Here is a 23,565-nt window from a genome sequence, read left to right on the forward strand (position 1 = left end):
CGGTCACACCAGCAGCACCGCCGCGCCCGCGATGCGCCCGGCGCTCAGATCCGTCAACGCCCGATCGGCTTGTCCGAGAGGATATTCGGGCGTGGTCACCTCGATGTGGTGCTCGCCCGCGAAATCGAGGAAGGCCCGCGCGTCGGCCCGGGTGTTGGAGGTGACCGACCGGACCTGGCGTTCCTGAAACAGGTGACGCTGGTAGTTCAGCGCCGGGATATCCGAGAGGTGGATCCCGGCGATCGCCAGCGTGCCACCGCGATCCAGCGCCTGCAGCGCGGGCAGCACCAGATCACCGACGGGAGCGAACAGGATCGCGGCGTCCAGTGGCGCCGGGGGCGCATCCGCCGCGCCTTGTGCGGATGCGGCGCCGAGTTCCAACGCCAGCTCGCGGGCCCGGGCTCCGCGGGTCATCACGTGCACCTCTGCGCCCTGCGCGAGGGCGACCTGCGCGGTGATGTGCGCGCTGCCGCCGAAACCGTAGAGGCCCAGCCGCCCGCCGGGCGGCAGCTCGGCGCGAAGCAGCGAGCGGTAACCGATGATGCCCGCGCACAACAACGGTGCGAGTTCGCTGTCGCTGTACCCGCCGGGCAGGGGGTGCGCGAAAGCGGCCGGGACGGTGGCGAATTCGGCGTAGCCGCCGTCGGCGTCCCAGCCGGTGTAGCGGGATTTCGGGCAGAGGTTCTCGTCGCCGCGGCGGCAGTACTTGCACACGCCACAGGTGTGGCGTAGCCAGGCGATACCCACCCGGTCCCCCACCCGGAACTCGTCGCCGGCCTCGGGGCCGATTTCGACGACCTCGCCCACCACCTCGTGCCCGGGCGTGACCTGCTCGCGGTGGACGGGAAGGTCGCCTTCGGTGACGTGCAGGTCGGTCCGGCACACCCCGCACGCTCGCACGGCCACCAGCAGTTCGGACGGGCCCGGCCGCGGCACCTCGGTGGTGACCTGCTCGAGCGGGCCAGTATCCATCGGCCCGGGTCGACGAACGCGCCAGGCGCGCATTGCGGTGGTGGTCACCGGTGATGCCATCGCTCCATCATGCCGCTAACCACCACGGCCGCAACGGGTTCGGCGGCTAGGTCCTGCGGACCATGCCGACGATCCAGAGCAGGAGCAACGAGCCGAGCAGGGCGGTGAAGAAGGTGAAGAAGTAGCCGCCGCTGGCGGTGTCGACGAAGAAGCTCAGGATGAAACCGCCGACCAGCGCGCCCACAATGCCGATCACGATGTCCATCAGGATCCCGGCTCCGCTACCGCGGATGATCTTGCTGGCGATCGCACCGGCGATACCACCGATGATGATGTAACCGATCCAGCCGACGCTGGTGAGCGTGCTTGATCGAGCGAGGAATTCCGTAGCTGCCATGATGTCCATTGCGGGTCTCCTTGCAATCGCTGGCAAAGCCCAGCGTTTTGCTGGGCCGTCACTTCGGTATACCCAGTTTGGGTCACGAAACGAGTGCCGAATCGGAGACGGTTGACCAACCGGTTTTCCGTCGGCCTATATCAGGCCGAGCGAGTTTGCTGCGGTGCCGGCGCGGGAGTGGGGCTGACCTCCACGGCCGGCGCCTGGCCCGGGACCGGTGCCCCCGGAGCCGCCGGCGCTGCGGGAGCCCCGGGTGCGGGAGCCGGGGCGGGAGCCCCCGGTGCGGGTGCCGGCGCGGGCGCACCAGGAACCGCCGGTGCGGGCGCACCAGGAACCGCCGGTGCGGGCGCACCCGGAGCCGGCGGGGCTCCCGGAGCCGCCGGCGGTGTCCAGGCCTGGATCGACTCGGTGAGCGCCTTGGCCGCGCCCCGGTCCACCGGGTCGTTGGAGGTTCCGAGCCACACCACAAACCAGCGTTGCGCGTTCCCGCCGTTGGCCGAACCGATCACGCCCGTCCAGATCTGGCCGTTCGGCTTGGAGGCGTCACTGAATTTGACCTCGTAGTACGACCCGCTCCCGGTGCTGCCGTTGGCGCCGGCGAGCGGGGTGCTCTCCTGGTTGATCCGCGTTCCGGGATAGGGCATGAAGAACTCACCCATGTCCGAACCCAGCCGCACCGCGGCCTTGGCGTTGTCGGCTTCCGCACTGGCGTAAAGCTTTTGGTCGAGGCGACCCATCACGATGCGGGTGTCGTTGGCAACCTGCGGCGGTTGGTCGGGCATCGGCGGCGGGCCGGTCACCTTGCTCAGCAGCGCCGAACCGTAGTCCAGGTGGGAAGCGTCCGACTCGACCCAGCCGGCGGGCAGGACGTAGCTGAATCCACCCACGGCGTTGTTGATCCGCCCCGCGTTCGGGTCGACGGGCGGTGGTGGCGGCGCGTTGGGGTCGACGGGCGGTGGTGGGGGCGCGTTGGGGTCGACGGGCGGTGGCGGTGCCCCGTTGGGGGCCACGGCCGGTGGGACCGCGTTGGGATCACCCGGTGCCGGTTGCCCATTCGGCGCCGGAGCCGCCGGCGCGGCCGGAGCCGCCGGCGCTGCGGGTGGCGCCGGAGCGGCCGGGCTCGGCGGGACGGGGGTCGGGACTTCGGGATCGGCGCTCGAGGTCGCCGGCAACGCGATGGCGAGTGCGCTGGCACCACTCATCGTGGTGATCGCCAGCGTCGTCCACAGTCCTTTGCGGCGTGTCGAAATCGGTTCCACCTGCTCCATGGCGACGAACCTACCGTGTTACGGCTGTGACGCAAGGAGCTTTGCGGACTATTGCAGCGCAGTTGTGTCGATGTTGCCAATGTGCAACCTGCCGACTGCCTTGCGGACGGCGGACGCCGCCGGGCACTCCGCCGCCGGCGCTCAGTGCGCGGCCGGATACAGCGTCACCTCATGGGCTTTCACGGAGAACCACACCCGGTCCCCCGGCGCCAGCCGCAACTCCGCGGCGGCGTCCGCGGTGATCTCGGCGGCCAGGCCGGGGGCGCCATCGGGTTGCTGGGCGCCGCGCACCAGCACCGCCGACCCGCGGACATCCATCTCCGCCACGGTGACTTCCACGGCGTTGCGGGGGCTGCCGTGCGGCCGGTCGCGATAGACGGCGACCACCGTGGGCGCGAACACCGCGATCGCATGCTGCTCGGGTGAGACCAGTTCGCCCCGCTCGGGTGGGGCGGCGTACCAGCGGTCGCCGCCGACCGCGACCAGCGAGCCGTCGCGGTCGACCGTCCCATTGACCAGGTTGACACCGGCGATGCGGGCCGCGAAATGACTGCGCGGCGCGGTGAGCACGTCGGGCACCGGCCCGATTTCGGCGACCTTGCCGGACTCGAGCACCAGCACCCGATCGGCCAACGTGAACACGTCGAGCAGGTCGTGGGTGACCAGGATCGCGGCGCAGCCGCTGCGGGTGACGACCTCGCGCAGCACCGCCCGGATCGCCGCGGCCGCGGCGACGTCGAGCCCGGCCAGGGGCTCATCGAGCAGCAACACGTCGGGTTCGGCCGCCAGCGCCCTTGCGATGGCGACCCGCTGAGCCTGCCCGCCGGAGAGCTGTCGCGGTTTGCGGTCGGCGAGCCGCTCGGCGTCCACCTCGCGCAGCCAGCGGGATGCCGTCGCTTTCTGCGTCGCGCGGGCCGGACGCAGGCTCGCGCGACGACTGTGCGGTCCGAAAGCGACGTTGGCGGCAACGGTCATGTGGGGGAACAGCAATGCGTCTTGCAGCAGCAGCCCCACTCGGCGGTCGTGCGTCGGGACGTCGATCCCGGCCGCGGTGTCGGTCAAGACCCGATCGCCCAGCCGCACCGTCCCGTGGTCGGGTCGAAGGAGGCCCGCGATGACATGCAGGACAGTCGATTTGCCCGCGCCGTTGGGCCCGAGCACCGCAAGCACCTCCCCCGCGGACACCGAGAACTCCACATCCACCTGGCGGTCGGCGACGACCGCGCGCAGCTGCAATTCGCTCATGGCCCGGCCCTACCTCGCGTCCGCCCCGGTCAGCCGGCGTGTGCCCAGCCCCAACACCACCAGGGCCGCCACCACGACCAGCAGGAGCGACAACGCCACGGCCGCGTCGGCGTCAGTCACCCGCTGCAAATAGATCTCCAGCGGCAGCGTGCGGGTCACCCCCTGCCGCGAGCCGGCGAAGGTCAGGGTGGCGCCGAACTCTCCCAGCGAGCGGGCGAACGCCAGCACCGCGCCCGAAGCGACGCCCGGCGCCAACAGCGGCAAGGTGACGCGCCACCAGACCGCGCTGGGCCGCGCCCCGAGCGTCGCGGCCACCACCTCGAAGTCGGCCCCCGCGGTACGCGCCGCGCCCTCGAGGGAAATCACCAGAAACGGCAGCGAGACGAACGTCTGCGCCAGCACCACGGCGGCGGTGCTGAACGCGATGCTGATGCCCGCGGCCTCGAGGCACTGGCCGAGCAGTCCGAGCCGCCCGAACGCATAGAGCAAGGCGATGCCCCCGACGACGGGGGGCAGCACCAGCGGCAGCAGGATCAACGGCCGCAGCAACCGCACCAGTCGCGCCGTGCTGCGCGCCAGCACCAGCGCCATCGGCACGCCCAGCGCCACGCACAACACCGTGCTGGCGGTCGCGGTCCGAAGGCTGAGCGCCAGCGCGGTAAGCGACGAGGGGCTCGTGATCAGCGACCAGAAATGCGGCCAATCGACCTTCACCGCGACGGCCAGCAATGGCAGCCCCACGAAGGCGGTCCCGACGGCCGCGGGCAGGTACACCCAGCGGGGCAGATCCGTGCTGTGCGCGCTAATACCCAGCCTCCTGCCGACGGCCACCTCGACAACTTCGCGGAACCCGCTCACCCGCTCCTCGCATTACACCGGAACGGCGTGCTCGGCGCGCCGCAGTGGGGGCGGGACCCGCCGACGCCGGCGGTAAGTGGTGGCCCGATGACTGGTGGTCAGCCAGTGCGCGAGAATGGTTTTGCGCGGCCATCGCCGCGGGTAGCCGGAAGGTCACCGTCAGGACGAAGGTGCTTGGATGCCATCTGAACAGGCGCCGCCCCCGCCCAAATCGGCGCCGGGCTGGTACCCGGATCCCGCCGGGGTAGGCCATGGGCTGCAACGGTATTTCGACGGGACCAATTGGACCAGCGAATGGGCCTTCGCCACGGAGCCGCCCAGGAAGGGCCTTTCCGGGAAGGTGGCCCTGGCGCTGTCTGTACTCACCGTGCTGGTTCTCCTCGTGATCGTCGGCAAAAGCTGGGGTTTCGAACGAAACGACAGCCAACTGCCCTCGTCCGCGCCGTCGACACCGACCGAGGCGGCGCCGTCGACGCCGGCCGGTCCCAAGAAGCCCGACGGCGTCACCTTCACGACCACGCAAAGCCCGGACGGCGAAATCGTCGACGCCCGATTCGCCATTCGAGACAACTACACCGAGCTGCTGATCAAAGACGGTGCGCGGCTGGACACCATCGACATTCTCAGGTACGCCCGAGCGACCTACCCCGACGCTTCCGCCGTGAACGTTCAAGGCACGTTCCCGATGACCGACCCGTACGGCAACACCTCGACCCAGGTCGCCATCGACCTCACCTACTCGCGGGAGACGTTGAACAAGATCAACTTCGACGGCGTGACCAAGAACAGCATCTGGGAGATCCGCGATTCCGGCTCGATTCTTCCGGCCTTCCAGCCCTAACCGAGGGCGTTCGCCGAGTTGCGGTGAGGACGACGGTCAGGGCCTGGCGAAGCCGGCCTGCGCCAGGATCTGCTGGCCGGCCGCGGAGGTCACCAGGTCGACGAACTTCTGCGCCTGGGATGGATGCGCGGCCTTGTTCAGCACCGCGATGGGATAGACGTTCACCGCGCCGGCGGCCTCGGGGAAGGTCACGGTCGCGACCCTGCTCCCGGCCGTCTTGGCGTCGGTGACGTAGACCAGCGCTGCGTCGGCCTGGCCGCTGGTGACCTTGTTGAGGGCGTCCGTCACGCTGAGTTCCTCGCTGACCGGGTTGAGGCGCACCCCGGTGCTGTCTTCGACGCGATGGGTGGCCGCCCCGCACGGCACCGGTCGTTGGCAGGTCACCACGTTCAGCCCGGGCTTGGCCAGATCGGCGAAGGATCCGATCTGCTTTGGATTGCCCGGCGCGGTGACGATGACCAGCGTGTTCGACGCGAAGGTCCGCGGGGCGCCGCTGAGCAGGCCCGCCTTGCTGACCGTGTCCATCTGCGCGGTGTCGGCCGACGCGAAGACGTCGGCGGTCGCGCCCTGCGTCAACTGGGTGGCCAGCTCGGAGGAGCCGGCGAACTCGAATTCGACGCCGCTGCCCGGGTTTTCGGCCGTGAACTGCTGGCCCAGCCGGGTGAACACCGGCTTGAGCGACGCGGCGGCGAACACCATCACTTTCCCGGACGCCTGCGGCGACTGCGCCGGCGGCGGCGTGGACCCGCACCCGACCAGCCCCGCCACCAACATCGCCGAAACCAACCCGGTCCGGAACCCGATCCGACGCATGGATGCACCCTAGCCCGCCGACGATGCGGTCCCCCTGGCGGCCGAATCGCCGCAAAAAGTGACGCACAAATAGTTACCCAAGTGATCCGCGCGTCGCGGCCGCAAAAATTTCGCCAGCTAGCTACTGTCCAGTAACATATACGGGGATTGACGCCATAACGCGCTGAGGTCCCAGGCAGAGGAGGTCATGGCAGTGGAGGTACTGGTTACCGGCGGAGACACAGAGCTGGGGCGCGCGGTGGCCGAGGGCTTCCGCGATGACGGCCACAAAGTGACCCTCGTGGGCGCGCGCAAGAGCGATCTGGAGATCGCCGCCAAGGAACTCGAGGTCGAGGCGATCGTCTGCGACACCACCGACCCGGCCAGCCTCGAAGAGGCTCGCCCGCTGTTCCCCCACCACCTGGACACCATCGTCAACGTGCCGGCGCCCACCTGGGAGGCCGGCGACCCGCGCACCTACTCGATCGCCGACACCGCAAACGCGTGGCGCAAAGCGCTTGACGCGACGGTGCTTTCGGCGGTGCTGACGCTGCAGACCGTGGGCGATCATCTGCGCTCGGGCGGGTCGATCATCAGCGTGGTACCCGAGAACCCGCCGGCGGGCAGCGCCGACGCCGCAATCAAAGCGACGCTGGCGAATTGGACCGCCGGGCAGGCGAGCGTCTTCGGCACCCGTGGAATCACCGTCAACGCCGTCGCCAGTGGGCGCAGCGCCCAGGCGGGCTACGACGGACTCACCCGCACCCCCGCCCCGGTGGCCGCCGAGGTCGCCCGCCTGGCGCTGTTCTTGACCACATCGGCGGCACGCCACATCACCGGTCAGACGTTGCACGTGAGCCACGGCGCGCTGGCTCAGTTCGCCTGAGGCGTAACCCGCGCCCGTCGCAAACCCTTTTCCCGTGCCCGGCCGATCGCTACGGTGATCAGCGTCGTCGAGGAGGCCGGCGCGGCGGTGCGCCCGCTCGTCGGGCTGTAGGCCCTACGCGGCTCGCGGATTCGTCGTGGCGCGGTAATACTTCCCGAATAGCGTTTACCTGCGCCACGGTCGCGCAGCGCAGAAGAAAAGCCGGGGAGGCCATGAAGAAACGAGCATGGGCCGCGCTTGCCGTCGGCGTGGCGTTGGCGCCGGCCCCCCTAGCGCATGCCGACGACAACTGGATCGCCATGGCGATATCGGACTCCACCGGGCACATCAGCATCGCCGATGGCGCGGCCAGCCAGGGCGCAGCCGAAAAGGCGGCCATGGATACGTGCCGCAAGAGCATCAGCGACTGTCGTCTGCTGGCCAGCGGCCAGGGCGGCTGCGTGGCGCTCGCCTTGAACGGGGCCAAATCCCGATATTTCGGGGGCTGGGGTCCGACGCGCGAGGACGCCGAGGCGGCGGCGCTGGCGCGCGCACCCGGCGGAATGGTCCAGGCCGGCCACGACCACTGCGCGGGAGAAGGCGCCCCCCAGTGACGGCCACGCGATGCGCGGCGCTGCTGTCTCTGCGGGATTGATAACTTCACCACAGTGCCGGTCGACGACCAGGCGTGATGCGCACGGTGTGGTTGATTACACATGTTGCGAGTTAGGTTGCGGGGTATCCGCCTGACTAGCGTGGTTGCTAGTTGCAATCGCGCGTCCAAAAGCCTCCAAAAGCCCTCGTCAGGAGCAGCGGAAACATGAGCCCCCAGCCAAGTAACGCAGCTGGACCGGAGCGTCGCCACCAGGTCGTCATCATCGGGTCGGGCTTCGGCGGGCTCAACGCTGCCAAGAAACTCAAGCACGCCAACGTCGACATCAAACTGATCGCCCGCACCACGCACCACCTCTTCCAGCCGCTGCTGTACCAGGTGGCGACGGGCATCGTGTCCGAAGGCGACATCGCCCCGCCCACCCGGGTCGTGCTGCGCCGGCAGCGCAACGTCCAGGTGTTGCTCGGCGACGTCACGCACATCGACCTGGCGGGCAAGTTCGTGGTGTCGGATCTGCTCGGCCACACCTACGAAACCCCTTACGACAGCTTGATTGTCGCCGCCGGTGCCGGCCAGTCGTATTTCGGCAACGACCATTTCGCCGAGTTCGCCCCCGGCATGAAGTCGATCGACGACGCGCTCGAGGTCCGCGGGCGGATCCTGAGCGCCTTCGAACAGGCCGAACGGTCCCGTGATCCGGAGCGACGCGCCAAGCTGTTGACCTTCACCGTGATCGGCGCCGGACCCACCGGCGTCGAAATGGCCGGGCAGATCGCCGAATTGGCGACCTACACGCTCAAGGGCTCGTTCCGCCACATCGACTCCACCAAGGCGCGCGTGATCCTGCTCGACGCCGCCCCCGCGGTGCTGCCGCCCTTCGGCGACAAGCTGGGCCAGCGGGCCGCCGACCGGCTGGAAAAGATGGGCGTGGAGATTCAGCTGGGCGCCATGGTCACCGACGTCGACCGCAACGGCATCACCGTCAAGGACTCCGACGGCACCGTCCGGCGCATCGAATCCGCTTGCAAGGTATGGTCCGCCGGCGTTTCGGCCAGCCCGCTGGGCCGCGACCTCGCCGACCAGTCGACGGTCGAACTCGACCGGGCCGGGCGCGTCAAGGTGCTGCCCGACCTGTCCGTCCCGGGCCATCCCGACGTGTTCGTCATCGGCGACCTGGCCGCGGTCGAAGGCGTGCCGGGAGTCGCCCAGGGCGCCATCCAGGGCGCCAAGTACGTGGCGAGCACGATCAAGGCCGAGCTCGACGGCGCCAACCCGGCCGAGCGGGAACCGTTCCAGTACTTCGACAAGGGGTCGATGGCCACGGTGTCGCGGTTTTCCGCGGTGGCCAAGATCGGCCCGGTCGAATTCAGCGGCCTGTTCGCCTGGTTCGCGTGGCTGGTGCTGCACCTGGTCTACCTGGTCGGGTTCAAGACCAAGATCAGCACGCTGCTGTCGTGGACGGTGACATTCCTGAGCACGCGACGGGGCCAGCTCACCATCACCGAACAGCAGGCGTTCGCCCGCACCCGGCTCGAACAGCTGGCGGTGCTCGCGGCCGAGACCAAGCGCCCCGTCGCCAGGCGGGCGAGCTAGCGAAACCCGTTGCCCGGCAGCGGGATTCGGCGCATCCGGGCGTCCTCTGCTCAGCCCTCGCGAAGCTCGAGATTCTGCAGGCGCACCTGGCCCCGGGCGACCACGCGGTCGTCGTCGTCGGTGATGGTGACCAACCACAACTGCTGGCTCCGGCCCCGGTGGATCGGTTCGACCCTGCCGTACAGCATGCCGGAGCCGATGGAGCGGAGGAAGTCGGTGTTGTTGTTGACTCCCACGACATTTCCGCCACCGCGGGTGGCCAGCCAGGTGTAGGCCGCCACGCTGGCCATGCTTTCGATCATCGAGCAGTAGACGCCGCCGTGCACCAGCCCCATCGGCTGCAACAGCTTGGGCGTCACCTCGAGTTGGGCGCGGGCGCCGTCGGGACTGAGTTCGGTGAACTGCAAGCCGATCTCGCGGTCGAACGGCGCGGAGAAATGCGGCGGGATGATCGTTTCCTGCGGCTCTGGCACGTCCCTGTGTCTACACCATCGCGTGCGGGACGGCTTCGGCGGCAGCACAACTCGCCGGATACACCCCCGAAAACGGCTGAGCCCCGTGCACAGGGCACGGGGCTCGCCGATCGAGTAAGACCGGGGGTCACTGCAGCCCTCAGGACTCTCACGCGGTCCGTTATCGCTCGACTCGAGTAGCATAGGCAAGGCTGCCCTAACTTTGCAAGGGGTATGGTTCGACTTGTTCGCGACGGGGCGTGCGCGGTGGCCGGCACAGAGATTTGTCAGCTTTCCGTACGACGGTCGGTAGTAAGCGGGAGTAGTCTGGTTTCGACGCTCAGGAGATGAACGAACTATGGCCAAACTGACACGGCTGGGGGATCTGGAACGGGCCGTCATGGACCATCTGTGGTCCGCGCCCGAGCCTCAGACGGTGCGCCAGGTCCATGAGGCATTGTCGGCGCAGCGCGACCTCGCCTACACCACGATCATGACCGTGCTGCAGCGGCTGGCCAAGAAGAACCTGGTCTCCCAGATCCGCGACGACCGGGCACATCGGTACGCCCCCGTGCACGGCCGCGACGAACTCGTCGCCGGCCTCATGGTGGACGCGCTGGCCCAGGCCGAGGACTCCGGCGGCCGGCAGGCCGCGCTGGTGCACTTCGTCGAGCGCGTCGGCGCCGACGAGGCGGAGGCGCTGCGGCGCGCGCTCGCCGAACTGGAAGCCAATCAACGCAACAACTCGCCATCTGCTGGCGCAGGCCCGGAGGGCTGAGAGACACTAACAGTGTGTCCGCGCTGGCTTTCACCATTCTCGCGGTGCTACTGACCGGTCCCGTGCCGGCCATGTTGGCACGCGCGCGGTGGCCGCTGCGCGCCCCCAGAGCCGCCATGGTGTTGTGGCAGGCCGTCGCGCTGGCCGCGGTCCTGTCGGCGTTCAGCGCCGGGATCGCGATCGCCACCCGGCTGCTCATGCCCGGTCCCGACGGGCGACCCACGACCAGCATCGTCGGCGCCGCCGACCGGCTCGGGTGGCCGCTGTGGGCGGCATACATCGGGGTTTTCGCGTTAACCGTGCTGGTCGGCGCCCGATTGATGGTCGCCCTCGCCCGGGTGGCCATCGCCAATCGGAAGCGCCGGGCCCACCACCGGATGGTCGTCGACCTGGTCGGGGTCGGCCACGACGCGGCGCTCTCGCAGTCCTGCACCCGCACCCGCGATCTGCGCGTGCTGGATGTCCCGCAACCGCTCGCCTACTGCCTGCCGGGCGTGCGCAGCCGGGTGGTGGTCAGCGAGGGCACGCTGAGCACGCTCGCCGACGCCGAGGTCGCGGCCATCCTCACCCACGAGCGCGCCCACCTGCGGGCGCGGCACGACCTGGTGCTGGAGGCGTTCACCGCGGTGCACGCGGCCTTCCCGCGGCTGGTCCGCAGCGCCAACGCGTTGGGCGCCGTCCAGCTGTTGGTCGAGTTGCTCGCCGACGACGCCGCGGTGCGTGCCGCCGGCCGCGCTCCCCTGGCCCGGGCGCTGGTCGCCTGCGCGTCGGGGCGGGCGCCGTCGGGCGCGCTGGCGGCGAGCGGTCCCAGCACGGTGCTGCGGGTGCGTCGGCTGGGGGGGCGCGGCAACAGCGCCGCGCTGGCGGCGGCCGCCTACCTCGCCGCGGCGGCGGTGTTCGTGGTGCCCACCATCGCGCTCGCCGTGCCCTGGCTCACCGAGCTGGAACGCCTGTTCAACCTCTGACGTCGCGCAGAGCCGATCACCCGGGGCGCACATTCCTGCGCTGTGCCACAGTGTCACCGAAAGCTTTTGCCGAAATGTTCTCCCGATTGAGAGGCGAAGACATGAGTTCGTCGGACACCCAGGCGGGTTCCAAGACCGGCACCGCACAGATCGGCGTCACGGGCCTGGCCGTGATGGGGTCGAACATCGCCCGCAATTTCGCCCGGCACGGCTACACCGTGGCGCTGCACAACCGGTCGATCGCCAAAACCGACGCGCTGCTCAAGGAGCACGGCGGCGACGGCAAGTTCGTGCGGTCGGAGACCATCGCCGAGTTCCTCGACGCGCTGGAAAAGCCGCGACGGGTGCTGATCATGGTCAAGGCCGGCGATCCCACCGACGCCGTCATCAACGAACTTGCCGACGCCATGGAAAAAGGCGACATCATCATCGACGGCGGCAACGCGCTCTACACCGACACCATCCGTCGGGAGAAGGCGATGCGCGAGCGCGGTCTGCACTTCGTCGGGGCGGGCATCTCCGGCGGAGAGGAGGGCGCGCTCAACGGGCCGTCGATCATGCCTGGCGGCCCGGCCGAGTCGTACAAGTCGCTGGGCCCGCTGCTCGAGGAGATCTCCGCGCACGTCGACGGGGTGCCGTGCTGCACCCACATCGGTCCCGACGGGGCCGGGCACTTCGTCAAGATGGTGCACAACGGCATCGAATACTCCGACATGCAGCTGATCGGCGAGGCCTACCAGCTCCTGCGCGACGGCCTCGGCAAGACCGCCGGCGAGATCGCCGACGTGTTCGACGAGTGGAACTCCGGCGACCTGGACAGCTTCCTCGTCGAGATCACGGCGCAGGTCTTGCGCCAGACCGACGCCAAGACCGGCAAGCCGCTCGTCGACCTGATCCTCGACGAGGCCGAGCAGAAGGGCACCGGCCGCTGGACGGTGAAGTCGGCCCTGGATCTCGGCGTGCCGGTCACCGGCATCGCCGAGGCGGTGTTCGCGCGCGCGCTGTCGGGGTCGGTGACCCAGCGCAAGGCCACCACCGGGCTGGCATCGGGCGGCTTGGGCACCAAGCCCGGCGATGCGAAGCAGTTCACCGAGGACATCCGGCAGGCGCTGTACGCGTCGAAGATCATCGCTTATGCCCAGGGCTTCAACCAGATTCAGGCCGGCAGCGCCGAATACGACTGGGGCATCACGCCCGGCGACCTGGCCACCATCTGGCGCGGCGGTTGCATCATCCGGGCTAAATTCCTCAACCGGATCAAGGACGCCTTCGACGAGGACCCCGACCTGCCGACGCTGATCGTGGCGCCGTACTTCCGCAGCGCCATCGAGGACGCCATCGACGGCTGGCGCCGTGTCGTGGTGACCGCCACCCAGCTGGGCATCCCGATCCCCGGGTTCTCCTCGGCGCTGTCGTACTACGACGCGCTGCGCACCGAGCGGCTGCCCGCCGCGCTGACCCAGGGGTTGCGGGACTTCTTCGGCGCGCACACCTACGGCCGCATCGATGACGACCCCGACAAGCGCTTCCACACGCTGTGGAGCGGCGACCGCACCGAAGTGCCCGCCTAGCTGGGCCACACTGGAGGGCGTAAGGGGGTTCGCGTTGCGATGAGGTTCCTCGACGGGCACCGGCCCGGATACGACTTGACCTACAACGACGTCTTCATCATGCCCAACCGCTCGGAGGTCGCGTCGCGGTTCGACGTCGACCTCTCCACCGCGGACGGCTCGGGTACGACGATTCCGGTCGTCGTCGCCAACATGACGGCGGTGGCCGGCAAGCGGATGGCCGAGACGGTGGCGCGCCGCGGCGGGCTGGTGATCCTGCCGCAGGACCTGCCGATCACCGCGGTCGAGCAGACGGTCGAGTTCGTCAAGGGCCGCGACCTGGTTCTCGACACCCCGGTGGTGCTCGAGCCCGACGACTCGGTGTCCGATGCGATGGCCCTGATCCACAAACGGGCGCACGGGGTCGCCGTGGTGGCTTTCGAGGGCCGTCCGCTGGGGTTGGTGAGCGAATCGTCCTACCTGGGTGTCGATCGGTTCACCCGGGTGCGCGACGTCGCGATGACCGACTTCGTCACCGCCCCGGTGGGCACCGAGCCGCGCAAGATCTTCGACCTGCTCGAGCAGTCCCCGATCGGTGTCGCGGTCGTCACCAACGCCGACGGCACGCTGGCCGGGGTGCTGACCCGCACCGGCGCCATCCGCGCGGGCCTGTACGCGCCGGCCGTCGACGCGCGCGGCCGGCTGCGGGTGGGCGCGGCCGTCGGCATCAACGGCGACGTCGGGGCCAAGGCGCGGTCCCTGGTCGAGGCCGGGATCGATCTGTTGGTGATCGACACCGCACACGGGCATCAGGTCAAGACGCTGGAGGCGATCAACACGGTCGCGTCGCTCGACCTCGGCGTGCCGCTGGCGGCGGGCAACGTGGTCTCGGCCGAGGGAACCCGCGACCTGCTCGGCGCCGGGGCGAGCATCGTCAAGGTCGGCGTCGGGCCGGGCGCGATGTGCACCACCCGGATGATGACCGGGGTCGGGCGCCCGCAATTCTCGGCCATCGTCGAATGCGCTTCGGCGGCAAGGGAATTGGGCGGGCACGTGTGGGCCGACGGCGGCATCCGCCATCCCCGCGATGTGGCGCTGGCACTGGCCGCGGGCGCGTCCAACGTGATGATCGGGTCATGGTTCGCCGGCACCTACGAGTCGCCCGGCGACCTGATGCGCGACCGCGAGGACCAACCGTACAAGGAGAGCTACGGCATGGCGTCCAAGCGGGCCGTGGTCGCCCGCAGCGGCGCCGACACCCCCTTCGACCGGGCCCGCAAAGCGTTGTTCGAGGAGGGCATTTCGACGTCGCGGATGGGGCTGGACCCCGCCCGCGGCGGTGTCGAGGATCTGCTCGATCACATCACCTCCGGGGTGCGCAGCACCTGCACCTATGTCGGCGCCGCGAACCTGGCGGAACTGTATGAGCGGGTCGTGGTCGGGGTGCAGTCGACCGCGGGCTTCGCCGAGGGGCATCCGCTCCCGCTGGGGTGGTGACACGCGCAGGGTAAGGCTAGCCTTGCCTAATAGGGCCTGCTAGCCTACTGCGCCATGACCTCCTCTTCCCCCACCGTCAGCGCCGAGCTGCTGAGCATCCTGCGCGAGGACCTCAACGTCGACGCGTCCCGCCTGACCCCCGACGCCCGACTGGTCGACGACGTCGGGCTGGATTCGGTGGCCTTCGCCGTGGGCATGGTGGCCATCGAAGAACGGCTCGGTGTCTCGCTGTCCGAAGAGGAACTCCTGAACTGCGACACGGTCGGCGACCTGCAGGCCGCGATCGCCGCCAAACATCGCGATGAGTGAGCTGGCCACGGCGCTGACGGTCGCGATGCGCGGCGGCACCAGCGATCTGGTGGTGTTCGACCGCGAGGCCTCGGCCTGGCACCGCCACCCCTGGCCCGAGGTGCACGGGCTGGCCGAGAGCGTCGCCGCGTGGCTGCTGGACCGGGGCCGGCCGGCCGCGGTGGGACTGGTCGGCGAACCGACCGTCGAGTTCGTCGCCGCCATTCAGGGTGCCTGGCTGACGGGCGCGAGCGTCTCGATCCTGCCCGGGCCGGTGCGCGGCGCCGAGGGCCGCCGGTGGGCCGATGCGACGCTGACCCGCTTCCGCGGCATCGGGGTGCGCACCGTCCTGAGCCACGGCTCCTATCTGGACGGCCTGCAATCGCTCGATCCCGCGGGCCTCGACGAGGACATGGTCGTCGAAGACGTTGGGCCCGCGGCGCGCACGGGCCGCACGTGTGGCGAGCCGCCGGCCCGACGCGAGAATCCCGCGATCCTGCAGGGCACGGCGGGCTCGACCGGCTCGCCCAAGACCGCCGCGCTGTCGCCGCGGGCGGTGCTGGCCAACCTGCGCGGCCTCAATCACCGCCTCTCGGTCACCCCCGCGGACGTCGGCTGCTCGTGGCTGCCGCTCTACCACGACATGGGCCTGTCCTTCCTGCTCGCGTCGTCGCTGGGCGGCATGTCGGTATGGCTTTCTCCCACATCGGCTTTCACCGCCTCGCCGTTTCGCTGGTTGAGCTGGCTGTCGGAAAGCCGCGCGACGATCACCGCGGCGCCGAACTTCGCCTACAACCTGGTCGGCAGGTACGCCCGCCGGGTCTCCGACGTGGACCTCGGCGCCGTGCGGGTGGCGATCAACGGCGGGGAGCCGGTCGACTGCGAGGGATTCGAGCGCTTCGCCGACGCGATGGGCCCCTTCGGGTTCGACGCCGGCGCCGCCACCCCGTCCTACGGGCTGGCGGAGTCGACGTGCGCGGTGAGCGTGCCCGCCCCCGGCACCGGGCTGCGGTTCGCCGACGTCACCGACGAGGCGGGCTCGCGCCGCCACGCGATGCTGGGCGAACCCATCGCAGGCACCGAGATCCGGATCTCGCCGCGCGACGACACGCACGGCGACATCGGTGAGATCGAGATCCGCGGCGCGTCGATGATGGACGGCTACCTGGGGCACGACCCCGTCGACCGCGAAAGCTGGTTTCCCACCGGCGATCTCGGCTTCATCGCCGACGGCGGCCTGGTGGTGTGCGGCCGGGCCAAGGAGCTCATCACCATCGCCGGACGCAACATCTTCCCGACCGAGATCGAGACGGTTGCCGCCGGAGTCCGCGGGGTGCGCGAAGGCGCCGTGGTGGCGCTGGCCACCGGCGAACGTTCCGCGCGCCCCGGCCTGATCGTCGCCGCCGAATTCCGGGGGGCGGATCAGGCCGGCGCGCGCGCCGACGTCATCGCGCGCGTCGCGTCCGTGTGCGGCGTCGTTCCCTCCGACGTCATCTTCATGGCGCCGGGGTCGCTGCCCCGGACGTCGTCGGGCAAGCTGCGCCGCCTGGAAGTGCGGCGCTCCCTAGAGGCGGTGGATTAAGTGACGGCAGTGCCTGAGACAACCCAGACCAGTCTCGACGGCTACCGTGGCCTGCTGGCCGACGCGTTCAACGAACAGGTCCTGGCGTGGACGACGGAAGCCGAAGCGCGCCAACAGTTTCCGCGTGAACTGATCGAACACCTCGGTGCGCGCGGTGTCTTCAGCGAAAAATGGGGCGACGGCGCGCTGCCCGACGTCGGCAAGCTGGTCGAGCTCGCCTTCGCCCTGGGCAGGTTGTCCTCGGCCGGCATCGGGGTGGGGGTCAGCCTGCACGACTCGGCGATCGCCGTCCTGCGCCGGTTCGGCAAGTCCGACTACCTGCGGGACATCTGCGAACGGGCGATCCGGGGGCAGGCCGTGCTGTGCATCGGAGCCTCCGAGGAGTCCGGCGGCTCCGACCTGCAGATCGTCGAGACCGAGATCTCCTCTCGGGACGGGGGTTTCGATGTCCGCGGGATCAAGAAGTTCGTCTCGTTGTCCCCCATCGCCGATCACATCATGGTGGTGGCGCGCAGCGTCGACCACGACTCGTCCAGCAAGTACGGCAACGTCGCGCTGATCGCGGTGCCGACGGCCCAGGTCGGCGTGCAGCGGCCCTACAACAAGGTCGGCGCCGGGCCGCTGGACACCGCCGCCGTGCACATCGACACCTGGGTCCCCGCCGACGCCCTGGTCGCGCGGGCCGGCACCGGGCTGGCGGCCATCAGCTGGGGGCTGGCCCACGAGCGGATGTCGATCGCCGGTCAGATCGCGGCGTCGTGCCAGCGGGCGATCGGGATCACGTTGGCGCGCATGATGACTCGTCGCCAGTTCGGTCACACGTTGTTCGAGCACCAGGCGCTGCGGCTGCGGATGGCGGATCTGCAGGCGCGCGTCGACCTGCTGCGGCACGGCCTGCTCGGCATCGCGGCCCAGGGCCGGCTGGATCTGCGCGCGGCCGCGGGTGTCAAGGTGACCGCGGCCCGCCTCGGCGAGGAAGTGATGTCGGAATGCATGCACATATTCGGCGGCGCGGGTTACCTCATCGACGAGACGCCGCTGGGTGCGTGGTGGCGCGACATGAAGCTCGCCCGCGTCGGCGGCGGCACCGACGAGGTGTTGTGGGAGTTGGTCGCCGCCGCAATGGCGCCCGATTACGCCGGCTACGCGTCGGTGGTGGGGGCTTCCAGCGCGTAGAGCGCCATGCGCCGGTTCGTCGTGTCGTGCTCGCCGAGGAACTCACATCCGACGTACTCGCACAGCCTGCGGGCGGTGGTGTTGCGGTGATCGGGGTCGAACATGATCCGGCGGCACCGCGGCTCCGCCGAAAAGGCGCTGGCCACGATCCGGGGCAACAGCATCGGGCCCAGGCCCCGGTTCACCAGCTTCACGTCGGCGATGGCGGCGTGCAGCCCCAGATCGTACGGCGCGGCGTCGTAATAGCGCGAGATCAGATCCTTTGCGCCCCAATACAGTTCGAGGTAGGCGATATCCCTGCCGCGCACACTCCCGATCAACGGCAGGGAGTAGGTGCCCTCGAGTTGGGCGTCCAGGTGCTGCCGCCAGCGCGGGGTCGGCCAGTCGTACTCCCACGCCTCGGCCAGGTGCGGCCGGTTCATCCACTCGGCCACCATGTCCGCGTCCTCGAGCTGGGCCGCGCGCAGCCCGAAGGGGGCATCCAGGGCGGGCGTGGGTGGCCGGGGGATCTGTGCGACCTCGTCGGCGATGTCGAAGCGTTCGCGCGGCAGGATCTGGACGGCAGGCGTGTCCGGTGGGGCGTCGGGCATAGTGCGCAGAGCGTACCTGAGTAAGGGTAGGCATACCGTAGTTGCCCTCGGTCAGCGGCGGTTTCCGGCGCCAACCCGCGGCGCCGCCGCGAGCGGTCGGCGCCGCGGCGCCGTCACCCGGGCTAGCATTAGGCAGCAAAGACGGAAGCAACCGCGTCCGCTCGGTCACCAGGCAGCGAAAGGATCGACGTGCCGCAGGCACCCGCGCAGGCCATCGGCTTGCCGGCGCACGGGCCGTCGGACGAGCCGCCCGATGCGGAGCCTCCCCCGGTCACCGGCCCACCACCGTCGACCCGCGGGCGGCGTAATTCATGAACGTCACCGTCACCGTGATCAGCATTGTGGCGATCGCGGTGCTGATCTTCGGCAACGCCGTCTTCGTCGCCGCCGAATTCTCGTTGACCACCCTGGACCGCAGCGCCGTGGAGGCAAACGCCCGCGGCGGCGGCCGCCGCGACCGCTGGATCCGCCGCGCGCACCAGCGGCTGTCGTTTCAGTTGTCGGGCGCGCAGCTCGGGATCTCCGTCACGACGCTGGCGGCCGGTTACCTGACCGATCCGATGGTCGAGGACCTGCCTCACCCCTGGCTGGACGCGCTCGGCATCCCCGACCGGGTCGGCGACGCGATCATGGCCGCGCTGGTGCTGGTGATCGTGACGTCGGTGTCGATGGTGTTCGGTGAGCTCGTCCCCAAATACCTGGCGGTGGCGCGGCCGCTGTCGACCGCGCGCGCCGTAGTGGGGGCTCAGGTGCTGTTCTCGCTGCTGTTGACCCCGGCGATCCGATTGACCAACGGCGCGGCGAACTGGATCGTGCGCCGGTTGGGCATCGAGCCCGCCGAGGAGTTGCGGTCCGCACGGTCCCCGCAAGAGCTGTTGTCGCTCGTGCGTTCGTCGGCGCGCAGCGGCGCCCTGGACGCCTCGACGGCGGCGCTGGTGCGGCGATCGTTGCAGTTCGGCACGCTGAGCGCCGAGGAGTTGATGACGCCCCGCTCCAAGATCGTGGCGCTGCAGACCGACGACACGGTCGCCGACCTGGTGACCGCGGCCGCCGAGTCCGGGTTCTCCCGCTTCCCCATCGTCGACGGCGACCTCGATGAGACCGTCGGCATCGTGCACGTCAAACAGGTGTTCGCGATCCCGCGCGCCGACCGCGGGCGCACGCTGCTGACCACGGTGGCGCAACCCGTCGCGGTGGTGCCCTCCACCCTCGACGGGGACGCGGTGATGGCCGAGATCCGGGCCAACAGTTTGCAAACCGCACTCGTCGTCGACGAATACGGCGGCACCGCGGGCATGGTGACCCTCGAGGACCTGATCGAAGAGATCGTGGGCGATGTCCGCGACGAACACGACGACGCCACGCCCGACGTGGTGCCCGCCGGCACCGGCTGGCGGGTGTCGGGCCTGTTGCGCATCGACGAGGTGGCCGCCGCCACCGGATTCCGGGCGCCCGAGGGCCCCTACGAGACGATCGGCGGATTGGTGCTGCGCGAGATCGGTCACATCCCGGCGGCCGGTGACACGGTGAAGCTTCCCGGCCTGGACGCCGACGGCTTGCTGGACGCGGTGACGCGCTGGCAGGCGCGGGTCATCCGGATGGACGGCCGCCGGATCGACTTGCTCGAATTGACCGAACTGAGCGGTCACGGCGACATTCCCGCGCCGGAGGCACACCGATGAGCGACACCATGGGCGTGCTGCTGGCGTGCCTGCTGATCGCGGTCAACGCGTACTTCGTCGGGGCCGAGTTCTCGCTCATCTCGGCGCGGCGCGACCGCCTCGAAGCGCTGGCGGAACAGGGCAGAGCCGCCGCCGTCACGGTGATCCGCGCCGGGGAGCAGCTGCCGTCCATGCTGGCCGGCGCGCAGCTGGGCGTCACGGCCGCGTCGCTGCTGCTCGGCCGGATCGGTGAGTCGGCGGTCTCGGACCTGCTGCGAACGGGGCTCGGGCTGACCGCGATTCACCCGGCGCTGCTGCACACGCTGTCGTTGGCGCTCGCTCTGGTCATCGTGGTGACGCTGCACGTGCTGTTGGGCGAGATGGTGCCCAAGAACATTGCGCTGGCCGGTCCGGAGCGCACGGCCATGCTGCTGGTCCCGCCGTACCTGGCCTACGTGCGGGCGGCCCGGCCGTTCATCGTGTTCTACGACAAGTGCGCCAGCGTGGTGGTGCGCGCGCTCGGGGTCGAGCGCAAGGAGGAGCTGGAGATCACGGTCTCCCCCGTCGAGCTGAGCGCCATGATCGCCGAGTCCGCGTCCGAGGGGCTGCTGGACCAGGAGGAGGGCACCCGGCTGGCGCGTGCGCTGCAGATCCGCCACCGGGTGGTCGGCGACGTCGCGGTGCCCCTGTCCGGGGTGCGCGCGGTGCCGGTGGCCGGCGCCGGCAAGGGCCCGACGGTCGCAGCGGTCGAGGAAGCCCTGGCCCAGAGCGGCTACTCCCGCTTCCCGGTGGCAAACGTCGACGGCAGCTTCGTCGGTTACCTCCACATCAAGGACGTGCTGACGCTCGACGACGATCCCGAGACGGTGATCGATCTGGCAAAGGTGCGGCCCCTGCCGGGACTGCCGAGGTCGCTGCCGCTGGCCGAGGCGTTGTCGCGGCTGCGCCGCAGCAACAGCCACCTGGCGCTGGTCATCGACGAGATCGGCGCCGTGGTGGCCATGGTGGCGATGGAAGACCTGGTCGAAGACTTCGTCGGGACGATGCGCGAGGCCTAGCGAGACTGGCCCGGCGGGCCCGACCGCGCGCAGCCCGTATGATCTTTCACGGCTACCAGTTAAGAAAGTGCTGGAGGGCGCCGGAGGGCACAGTGCCGCTTGCGCACGGAATGTGCGTTGCTGGACATCGATTCCGGTTACCACCGCAGCATCATTCTTGGGGCTGTCAGCGCGTCCTGACCTGCTGTGGCAGGTCGGCGAATAACGCTCGCCAGGCTGTGCTCGGTAGGCTGATGACATTGCCAATCTGGGCCTTTCTGGTCCCTCGACGGCCCATGGAGGGTCCAGGGCGGCCCATGACGGAGGAGAATCATGACTGATCGCGTGTCGGCGGGGAACTTGCGCGTCGCCCGGGTGCTTTACGACTTCGTGAACGAAGAGGCCTTGCCCGGCACCGATATCGACCCGGACAGCTTCTGGGCCGGCGTGGACAAGGTCGTCACCGACCTCACCCCGAAGAACCAGGATCTGCTGCGCCGGCGTGACGAGCTGCAGGCCCAGATCGACAAGTGGCACCGGCAGCGGGTCATCGAGCCGCTCGACATCGACGCCTATCGCGAGTTCCTCACCGAAATCGGTTACCTGCTGCCCGAACCCGCGGATTTCACGATCACCACCTCGGGCGTCGACGACGAGATCACCACGACCGCGGGCCCCCAGCTCGTGGTGCCGGTGCTCAACGCCCGGTTCGCGCTGAACGCCGCCAACGCCCGGTGGGGTTCGCTCTACGACGCCCTGTACGGCACCGACGTCATCTCGGAGGACGACGGCGCCGAAAAGGGGTCGAGCTACAACAAGGTGCGTGGCGACAAGGTCATCGCCTACGCGCGCAAATTCCTGGACGAGGCCGTGCCGCTGGAATCCGGCTCGTGGGCCGACGCGACCGGTCTGTCCGTCGAGGACGGCCGCCTGAAGGTCGCGACCGCCGACGGTTCCGCCGGCCTGGCCGACCCGGACAAGTTCGCCGGCTACACCGGCGAGCTCGGCTCCCCCAGCTGGTCGGTGCTGCTGGTCAACCACGGCCTGCACATCGAGATCCTCATCGATCCGGACTCGCCGATCGGCAAGACCGACGCCGCCGGCATCAAGGACGTGATCCTGGAATCGGCCGTGACCACGATCATGGACTTCGAGGACTCGGTGGCCGCCGTCGACGCCGACGACAAGGTGCTCGGCTACCGCAACTGGCTCGGCCTGAACAAGGGCGACCTGTCCGAGGACGTCGACAAGGGCGGCAAGACCTTCACCCGGGTGCTCAACCAGGACCGCACCTACTCCACGCCCGACGGCGAGGGCGAGCTGACCCTGCCGGGCCGCAGCCTGCTGTTCGTCCGCAACGTCGGCCACCTGATGACCAACGACGCGATTATCGACGCGGAGGGTCACGAGGTGTTCGAGGGCATCATGGATGCGCTGTTCACCGGGCTGACCGCGATTCACGGGCTCAAGACGAGTGAGGCGAACGGGCCGCTGGCCAACAGCCGCACCGGGTCCATCTACATCGTCAAGCCCAAGATGCACGGGCCCGACGAGGTCGCGTTCACCTGCGAGCTGTTCAGCCGGGTCGAAGACGTCCTCGGGCTGCCGCAGGGCACCCTCAAGGTCGGCATCATGGACGAGGAGCGGCGCACCACCGTCAACCTCAAGGCCTGCATCAAGGCCGCGGCCGACCGGGTGGTGTTCATCAACACCGGCTTCCTCGACCGCACCGGCGACGAGATCCACACCTCGATGGAGGCGGGTCCGATGATCCGCAAGGGCGCGATGAAGGGCACCACCTGGATCAAGGCCTACGAGGACGCCAACGTCGACATCGGCCTGGCCGCCGGGTTCAAGGGCAAGGCGCAGATCGGCAAGGGCATGTGGGCGATGACCGAACTGATGGCCGACATGGTCGAGCAGAAGATCGGCCAGCCCAAGGCCGGAGCCACCACCGCGTGGGTGCCCTCGCCGACGGCGGCCACCCTGCACGCGATGCACTACCACTACGTCGACGTGGGCGCCGTGCAGGAGGAGCTGGCGGGCAAGAAGCGCACCAACATCGACGAGTTGCTGACCATCCCGCTGGCCAAGGAACTGGCCTGGGCTCCCGAGGAGATCCGCGAGGAGGTCGACAACAACTGCCAGTCCATCCTCGGCTACGTGGTGCGCTGGGTCGCCCAGGGCGTCGGCTGCTCGAAGGTGCCCGACATCCACGACGTGGCGCTCATGGAAGACCGTGCGACACTGCGGATTTCGAGTCAGCTGCTGGCGAACTGGCTGCGCCACGGTGTGATCACCGAGGAGGACGTGCGGGCCAGCCTCGAGCGGATGGCCCCGCTGGTGGACGAGCAAAACGCCAAGGATGCGGCGTATTTGCCGATGGCGCCCAACTTCGACGACAGCCTGGCGTTCCTGGCGGCGCAGGACCTCATCCTGACCGGAACGCAGCAGCCCAACGGCTACACCGAGCCGATCCTGCACCGCCGTCGGCGCGAGGCCAAGGCGCGCGCCGCGCAGTCGAATTGAGCCTGCGCTGGAATCG

At 69.5% G+C, this 23,565-nt stretch carries 22 protein-coding genes; 14 read left to right on the plus strand and 8 right to left on the minus strand.

Going from position 1 to position 23,565, the window contains the following annotated elements; genetic code table 11:
* Positions 1 to 3: 3 nt before the first annotated feature.
* From OCU_RS37995 to OCU_RS38015, 5 genes are all read right to left on the minus strand, one after another.
* Entirely contained in the window at positions 4 to 1,032 is a 1,029-nt protein-coding gene (locus OCU_RS37995) for a zinc-binding alcohol dehydrogenase family protein (RefSeq protein WP_014380165.1), read from the minus strand.
* Between the two features lie 46 nt (positions 1,033 to 1,078).
* On the minus strand, positions 1,079 to 1,378 hold the full coding sequence (locus OCU_RS38000; protein ID WP_008256923.1) for a GlsB/YeaQ/YmgE family stress response membrane protein: 300 nt from the start codon (positions 1,376 to 1,378) through the stop codon (positions 1,079 to 1,081).
* Positions 1,379 to 1,509: 131 nt separating this feature from the next.
* Complete coding sequence (locus OCU_RS38005; protein WP_014380166.1) at positions 1,510 to 2,637, minus strand: alanine and proline-rich secreted protein Apa; 1,128 nt, start codon at positions 2,635 to 2,637, stop codon at positions 1,510 to 1,512.
* 141 nt (positions 2,638 to 2,778) lie between these two features.
* Positions 2,779 to 3,882: a sulfate/molybdate ABC transporter ATP-binding protein gene (locus OCU_RS38010; RefSeq protein ID WP_014380167.1), complete on the minus strand. Its 1,104-nt coding sequence runs from the start codon at positions 3,880 to 3,882 to the stop codon at positions 2,779 to 2,781.
* A gap of 9 nt (positions 3,883 to 3,891) precedes the next feature.
* The gene (locus tag OCU_RS38015; RefSeq protein ID WP_193375150.1) at positions 3,892 to 4,689 is read right to left on the minus strand and encodes an ABC transporter permease; all 798 of its coding nucleotides are present in this window, start codon (positions 4,687 to 4,689) and stop codon (positions 3,892 to 3,894) included.
* 229 nt (positions 4,690 to 4,918) lie between these two features.
* Here OCU_RS38015 and OCU_RS38020 point away from each other — a divergent pair, with 229 nt between their 5' ends.
* A complete protein-coding gene (locus OCU_RS38020; RefSeq protein WP_009956132.1) occupies positions 4,919 to 5,581 on the plus strand; it encodes a DUF2510 domain-containing protein in 663 nt (220 codons plus the stop codon).
* A gap of 36 nt (positions 5,582 to 5,617) precedes the next feature.
* Here OCU_RS38020 and modA read toward each other — a convergent pair whose 3' ends face one another.
* A complete protein-coding gene (modA, locus tag OCU_RS38025) occupies positions 5,618 to 6,394 on the minus strand; it encodes a molybdate ABC transporter substrate-binding protein (RefSeq protein WP_009956131.1) in 777 nt (258 codons plus the stop codon).
* 187 nt (positions 6,395 to 6,581) lie between these two features.
* On the opposite strand from modA, the gene OCU_RS38030 reads away from it, so the two are divergent.
* The 3 genes from OCU_RS38030 to OCU_RS38040 all read left to right on the plus strand — a co-directional run bounded on the left by OCU_RS38030 (position 6,582) and on the right by OCU_RS38040 (position 9,444).
* Entirely contained in the window at positions 6,582 to 7,259 is a 678-nt protein-coding gene (locus tag OCU_RS38030) for an SDR family oxidoreductase (RefSeq protein WP_008256934.1), read from the plus strand.
* A 212-nt stretch (positions 7,260 to 7,471) separates the two neighbouring features.
* Positions 7,472 to 7,852, plus strand: a complete 381-nt coding sequence (locus OCU_RS38035) for a DUF4189 domain-containing protein (RefSeq protein ID WP_009956130.1) — start codon at positions 7,472 to 7,474, stop codon at positions 7,850 to 7,852.
* Positions 7,853 to 8,058: 206 nt separating this feature from the next.
* Entirely contained in the window at positions 8,059 to 9,444 is a 1,386-nt protein-coding gene (locus tag OCU_RS38040; RefSeq protein ID WP_009956129.1) for an NAD(P)/FAD-dependent oxidoreductase, read from the plus strand.
* 50 nt (positions 9,445 to 9,494) lie between these two features.
* Here OCU_RS38040 and OCU_RS38045 read toward each other — a convergent pair whose 3' ends face one another.
* Positions 9,495 to 9,917, minus strand: coding sequence for a PaaI family thioesterase (locus OCU_RS38045; protein ID WP_009956128.1), 423 nt, complete (start codon positions 9,915 to 9,917; stop codon positions 9,495 to 9,497).
* A 337-nt stretch (positions 9,918 to 10,254) separates the two neighbouring features.
* Between OCU_RS38045 and OCU_RS38050 the strand changes: the two genes are divergently transcribed.
* The 7 genes from OCU_RS38050 (at position 10,255) to mbtN (ending at position 17,732) form a co-directional block, all read left to right on the plus strand.
* Positions 10,255 to 10,674, plus strand: coding sequence for a BlaI/MecI/CopY family transcriptional regulator (locus OCU_RS38050; RefSeq protein WP_008256945.1), 420 nt, complete (start codon positions 10,255 to 10,257; stop codon positions 10,672 to 10,674).
* Positions 10,675 to 10,688: 14 nt separating this feature from the next.
* Positions 10,689 to 11,639 carry a M56 family metallopeptidase gene (locus tag OCU_RS38055; protein WP_008256947.1) on the plus strand — a complete coding sequence of 317 codons (951 nt, stop codon included), beginning with the start codon at positions 10,689 to 10,691 and terminating at the stop codon, positions 11,637 to 11,639.
* A 101-nt stretch (positions 11,640 to 11,740) separates the two neighbouring features.
* Complete coding sequence (gene gndA / locus OCU_RS38060; RefSeq protein ID WP_009956145.1) at positions 11,741 to 13,210, plus strand: NADP-dependent phosphogluconate dehydrogenase; 1,470 nt, start codon at positions 11,741 to 11,743, stop codon at positions 13,208 to 13,210.
* Between the two features lie 39 nt (positions 13,211 to 13,249).
* A complete protein-coding gene (locus OCU_RS38065) occupies positions 13,250 to 14,686 on the plus strand; it encodes a GuaB1 family IMP dehydrogenase-related protein (RefSeq protein WP_014380175.1) in 1,437 nt (478 codons plus the stop codon).
* 54 nt (positions 14,687 to 14,740) lie between these two features.
* The gene (locus OCU_RS38070) at positions 14,741 to 14,995 is read left to right on the plus strand and encodes an acyl carrier protein (protein WP_008256950.1); all 255 of its coding nucleotides are present in this window, start codon (positions 14,741 to 14,743) and stop codon (positions 14,993 to 14,995) included.
* Complete coding sequence (gene mbtM, locus OCU_RS38075; protein ID WP_008256952.1) at positions 14,988 to 16,556, plus strand: long-chain-fatty acid--ACP ligase MbtM; 1,569 nt, start codon at positions 14,988 to 14,990, stop codon at positions 16,554 to 16,556. The genes OCU_RS38070 and mbtM overlap by 8 nt, the downstream gene beginning before the upstream one ends.
* A 9-nt stretch (positions 16,557 to 16,565) precedes the next feature.
* Positions 16,566 to 17,732, plus strand: a complete 1,167-nt coding sequence (gene mbtN, locus OCU_RS38080; RefSeq protein WP_009954826.1) for a mycobactin biosynthesis acyl-ACP dehydrogenase MbtN — start codon at positions 16,566 to 16,568, stop codon at positions 17,730 to 17,732.
* Here mbtN and OCU_RS38085 read toward each other — a convergent pair.
* Positions 17,699 to 18,322, minus strand: a complete 624-nt coding sequence (locus OCU_RS38085) for a GNAT family N-acetyltransferase (RefSeq protein WP_008256958.1) — start codon at positions 18,320 to 18,322, stop codon at positions 17,699 to 17,701. The genes mbtN and OCU_RS38085 overlap by 34 nt on opposite strands.
* A gap of 311 nt (positions 18,323 to 18,633) precedes the next feature.
* Between OCU_RS38085 and OCU_RS38090 the strand changes: the two genes are divergently transcribed.
* The 3 genes from OCU_RS38090 to OCU_RS38100 all read left to right on the plus strand — a co-directional run bounded on the left by OCU_RS38090 (position 18,634) and on the right by OCU_RS38100 (position 23,549).
* Positions 18,634 to 20,004, plus strand: coding sequence for a hemolysin family protein (locus tag OCU_RS38090; RefSeq protein WP_009954823.1), 1,371 nt, complete (start codon positions 18,634 to 18,636; stop codon positions 20,002 to 20,004).
* Entirely contained in the window at positions 20,001 to 21,041 is a 1,041-nt protein-coding gene (locus OCU_RS38095; protein ID WP_009954822.1) for a hemolysin family protein, read from the plus strand. The genes OCU_RS38090 and OCU_RS38095 overlap by 4 nt, the downstream gene beginning before the upstream one ends.
* Before the next feature lie 312 nt (positions 21,042 to 21,353).
* Positions 21,354 to 23,549, plus strand: a complete 2,196-nt coding sequence (locus OCU_RS38100) for a malate synthase G (protein ID WP_008256964.1) — start codon at positions 21,354 to 21,356, stop codon at positions 23,547 to 23,549.
* Positions 23,550 to 23,565 lie beyond the last annotated feature (16 nt).

Source organism: Mycobacterium intracellulare ATCC 13950, from assembly GCF_000277125.1.
GTDB lineage: Bacteria > Actinomycetota > Actinomycetes > Mycobacteriales > Mycobacteriaceae > Mycobacterium > Mycobacterium intracellulare.

Bases quoted from the DNA above. Each gene is read 5' to 3' on its own strand.
- OCU_RS38010 (WP_014380167.1), bottom strand. From the start codon at position 3,882: ATGAGCGAATTGCAGCTGCGCGCGGTCGTCGCCGACCGCCAGGTGGAT.
- OCU_RS38085 (WP_008256958.1), bottom strand. From the start codon at position 18,322: ATGCCCGACGCCCCACCGGACACGCCTGCCGTCCAGATCCTGCCGCGC.
- OCU_RS38050 (WP_008256945.1), top strand. From the start codon at position 10,255: ATGGCCAAACTGACACGGCTGGGGGATCTGGAACGGGCCGTCATGGAC.
- OCU_RS38065 (WP_014380175.1), top strand. From the start codon at position 13,250: ATGAGGTTCCTCGACGGGCACCGGCCCGGATACGACTTGACCTACAAC.
- OCU_RS38020 (WP_009956132.1), top strand. From the start codon at position 4,919: ATGCCATCTGAACAGGCGCCGCCCCCGCCCAAATCGGCGCCGGGCTGG.
- OCU_RS38000 (WP_008256923.1), bottom strand. From the start codon at position 1,378: ATGGACATCATGGCAGCTACGGAATTCCTCGCTCGATCAAGCACGCTC.
- OCU_RS38090 (WP_009954823.1), top strand. From the start codon at position 18,634: ATGAACGTCACCGTCACCGTGATCAGCATTGTGGCGATCGCGGTGCTG.
- OCU_RS38040 (WP_009956129.1), top strand. From the start codon at position 8,059: ATGAGCCCCCAGCCAAGTAACGCAGCTGGACCGGAGCGTCGCCACCAG.
- modA (WP_009956131.1), bottom strand. From the start codon at position 6,394: ATGCGTCGGATCGGGTTCCGGACCGGGTTGGTTTCGGCGATGTTGGTG.
- OCU_RS38035 (WP_009956130.1), top strand. From the start codon at position 7,472: ATGAAGAAACGAGCATGGGCCGCGCTTGCCGTCGGCGTGGCGTTGGCG.
- gndA (WP_009956145.1), top strand. From the start codon at position 11,741: ATGAGTTCGTCGGACACCCAGGCGGGTTCCAAGACCGGCACCGCACAG.
- OCU_RS38030 (WP_008256934.1), top strand. From the start codon at position 6,582: ATGGCAGTGGAGGTACTGGTTACCGGCGGAGACACAGAGCTGGGGCGC.
- OCU_RS38095 (WP_009954822.1), top strand. From the start codon at position 20,001: ATGAGCGACACCATGGGCGTGCTGCTGGCGTGCCTGCTGATCGCGGTC.
- OCU_RS38070 (WP_008256950.1), top strand. From the start codon at position 14,741: ATGACCTCCTCTTCCCCCACCGTCAGCGCCGAGCTGCTGAGCATCCTG.
- OCU_RS38005 (WP_014380166.1), bottom strand. From the start codon at position 2,637: ATGGAGCAGGTGGAACCGATTTCGACACGCCGCAAAGGACTGTGGACG.
- OCU_RS37995 (WP_014380165.1), bottom strand. From the start codon at position 1,032: ATGGCATCACCGGTGACCACCACCGCAATGCGCGCCTGGCGCGTTCGT.
- mbtM (WP_008256952.1), top strand. From the start codon at position 14,988: ATGAGTGAGCTGGCCACGGCGCTGACGGTCGCGATGCGCGGCGGCACC.
- OCU_RS38100 (WP_008256964.1), top strand. From the start codon at position 21,354: ATGACTGATCGCGTGTCGGCGGGGAACTTGCGCGTCGCCCGGGTGCTT.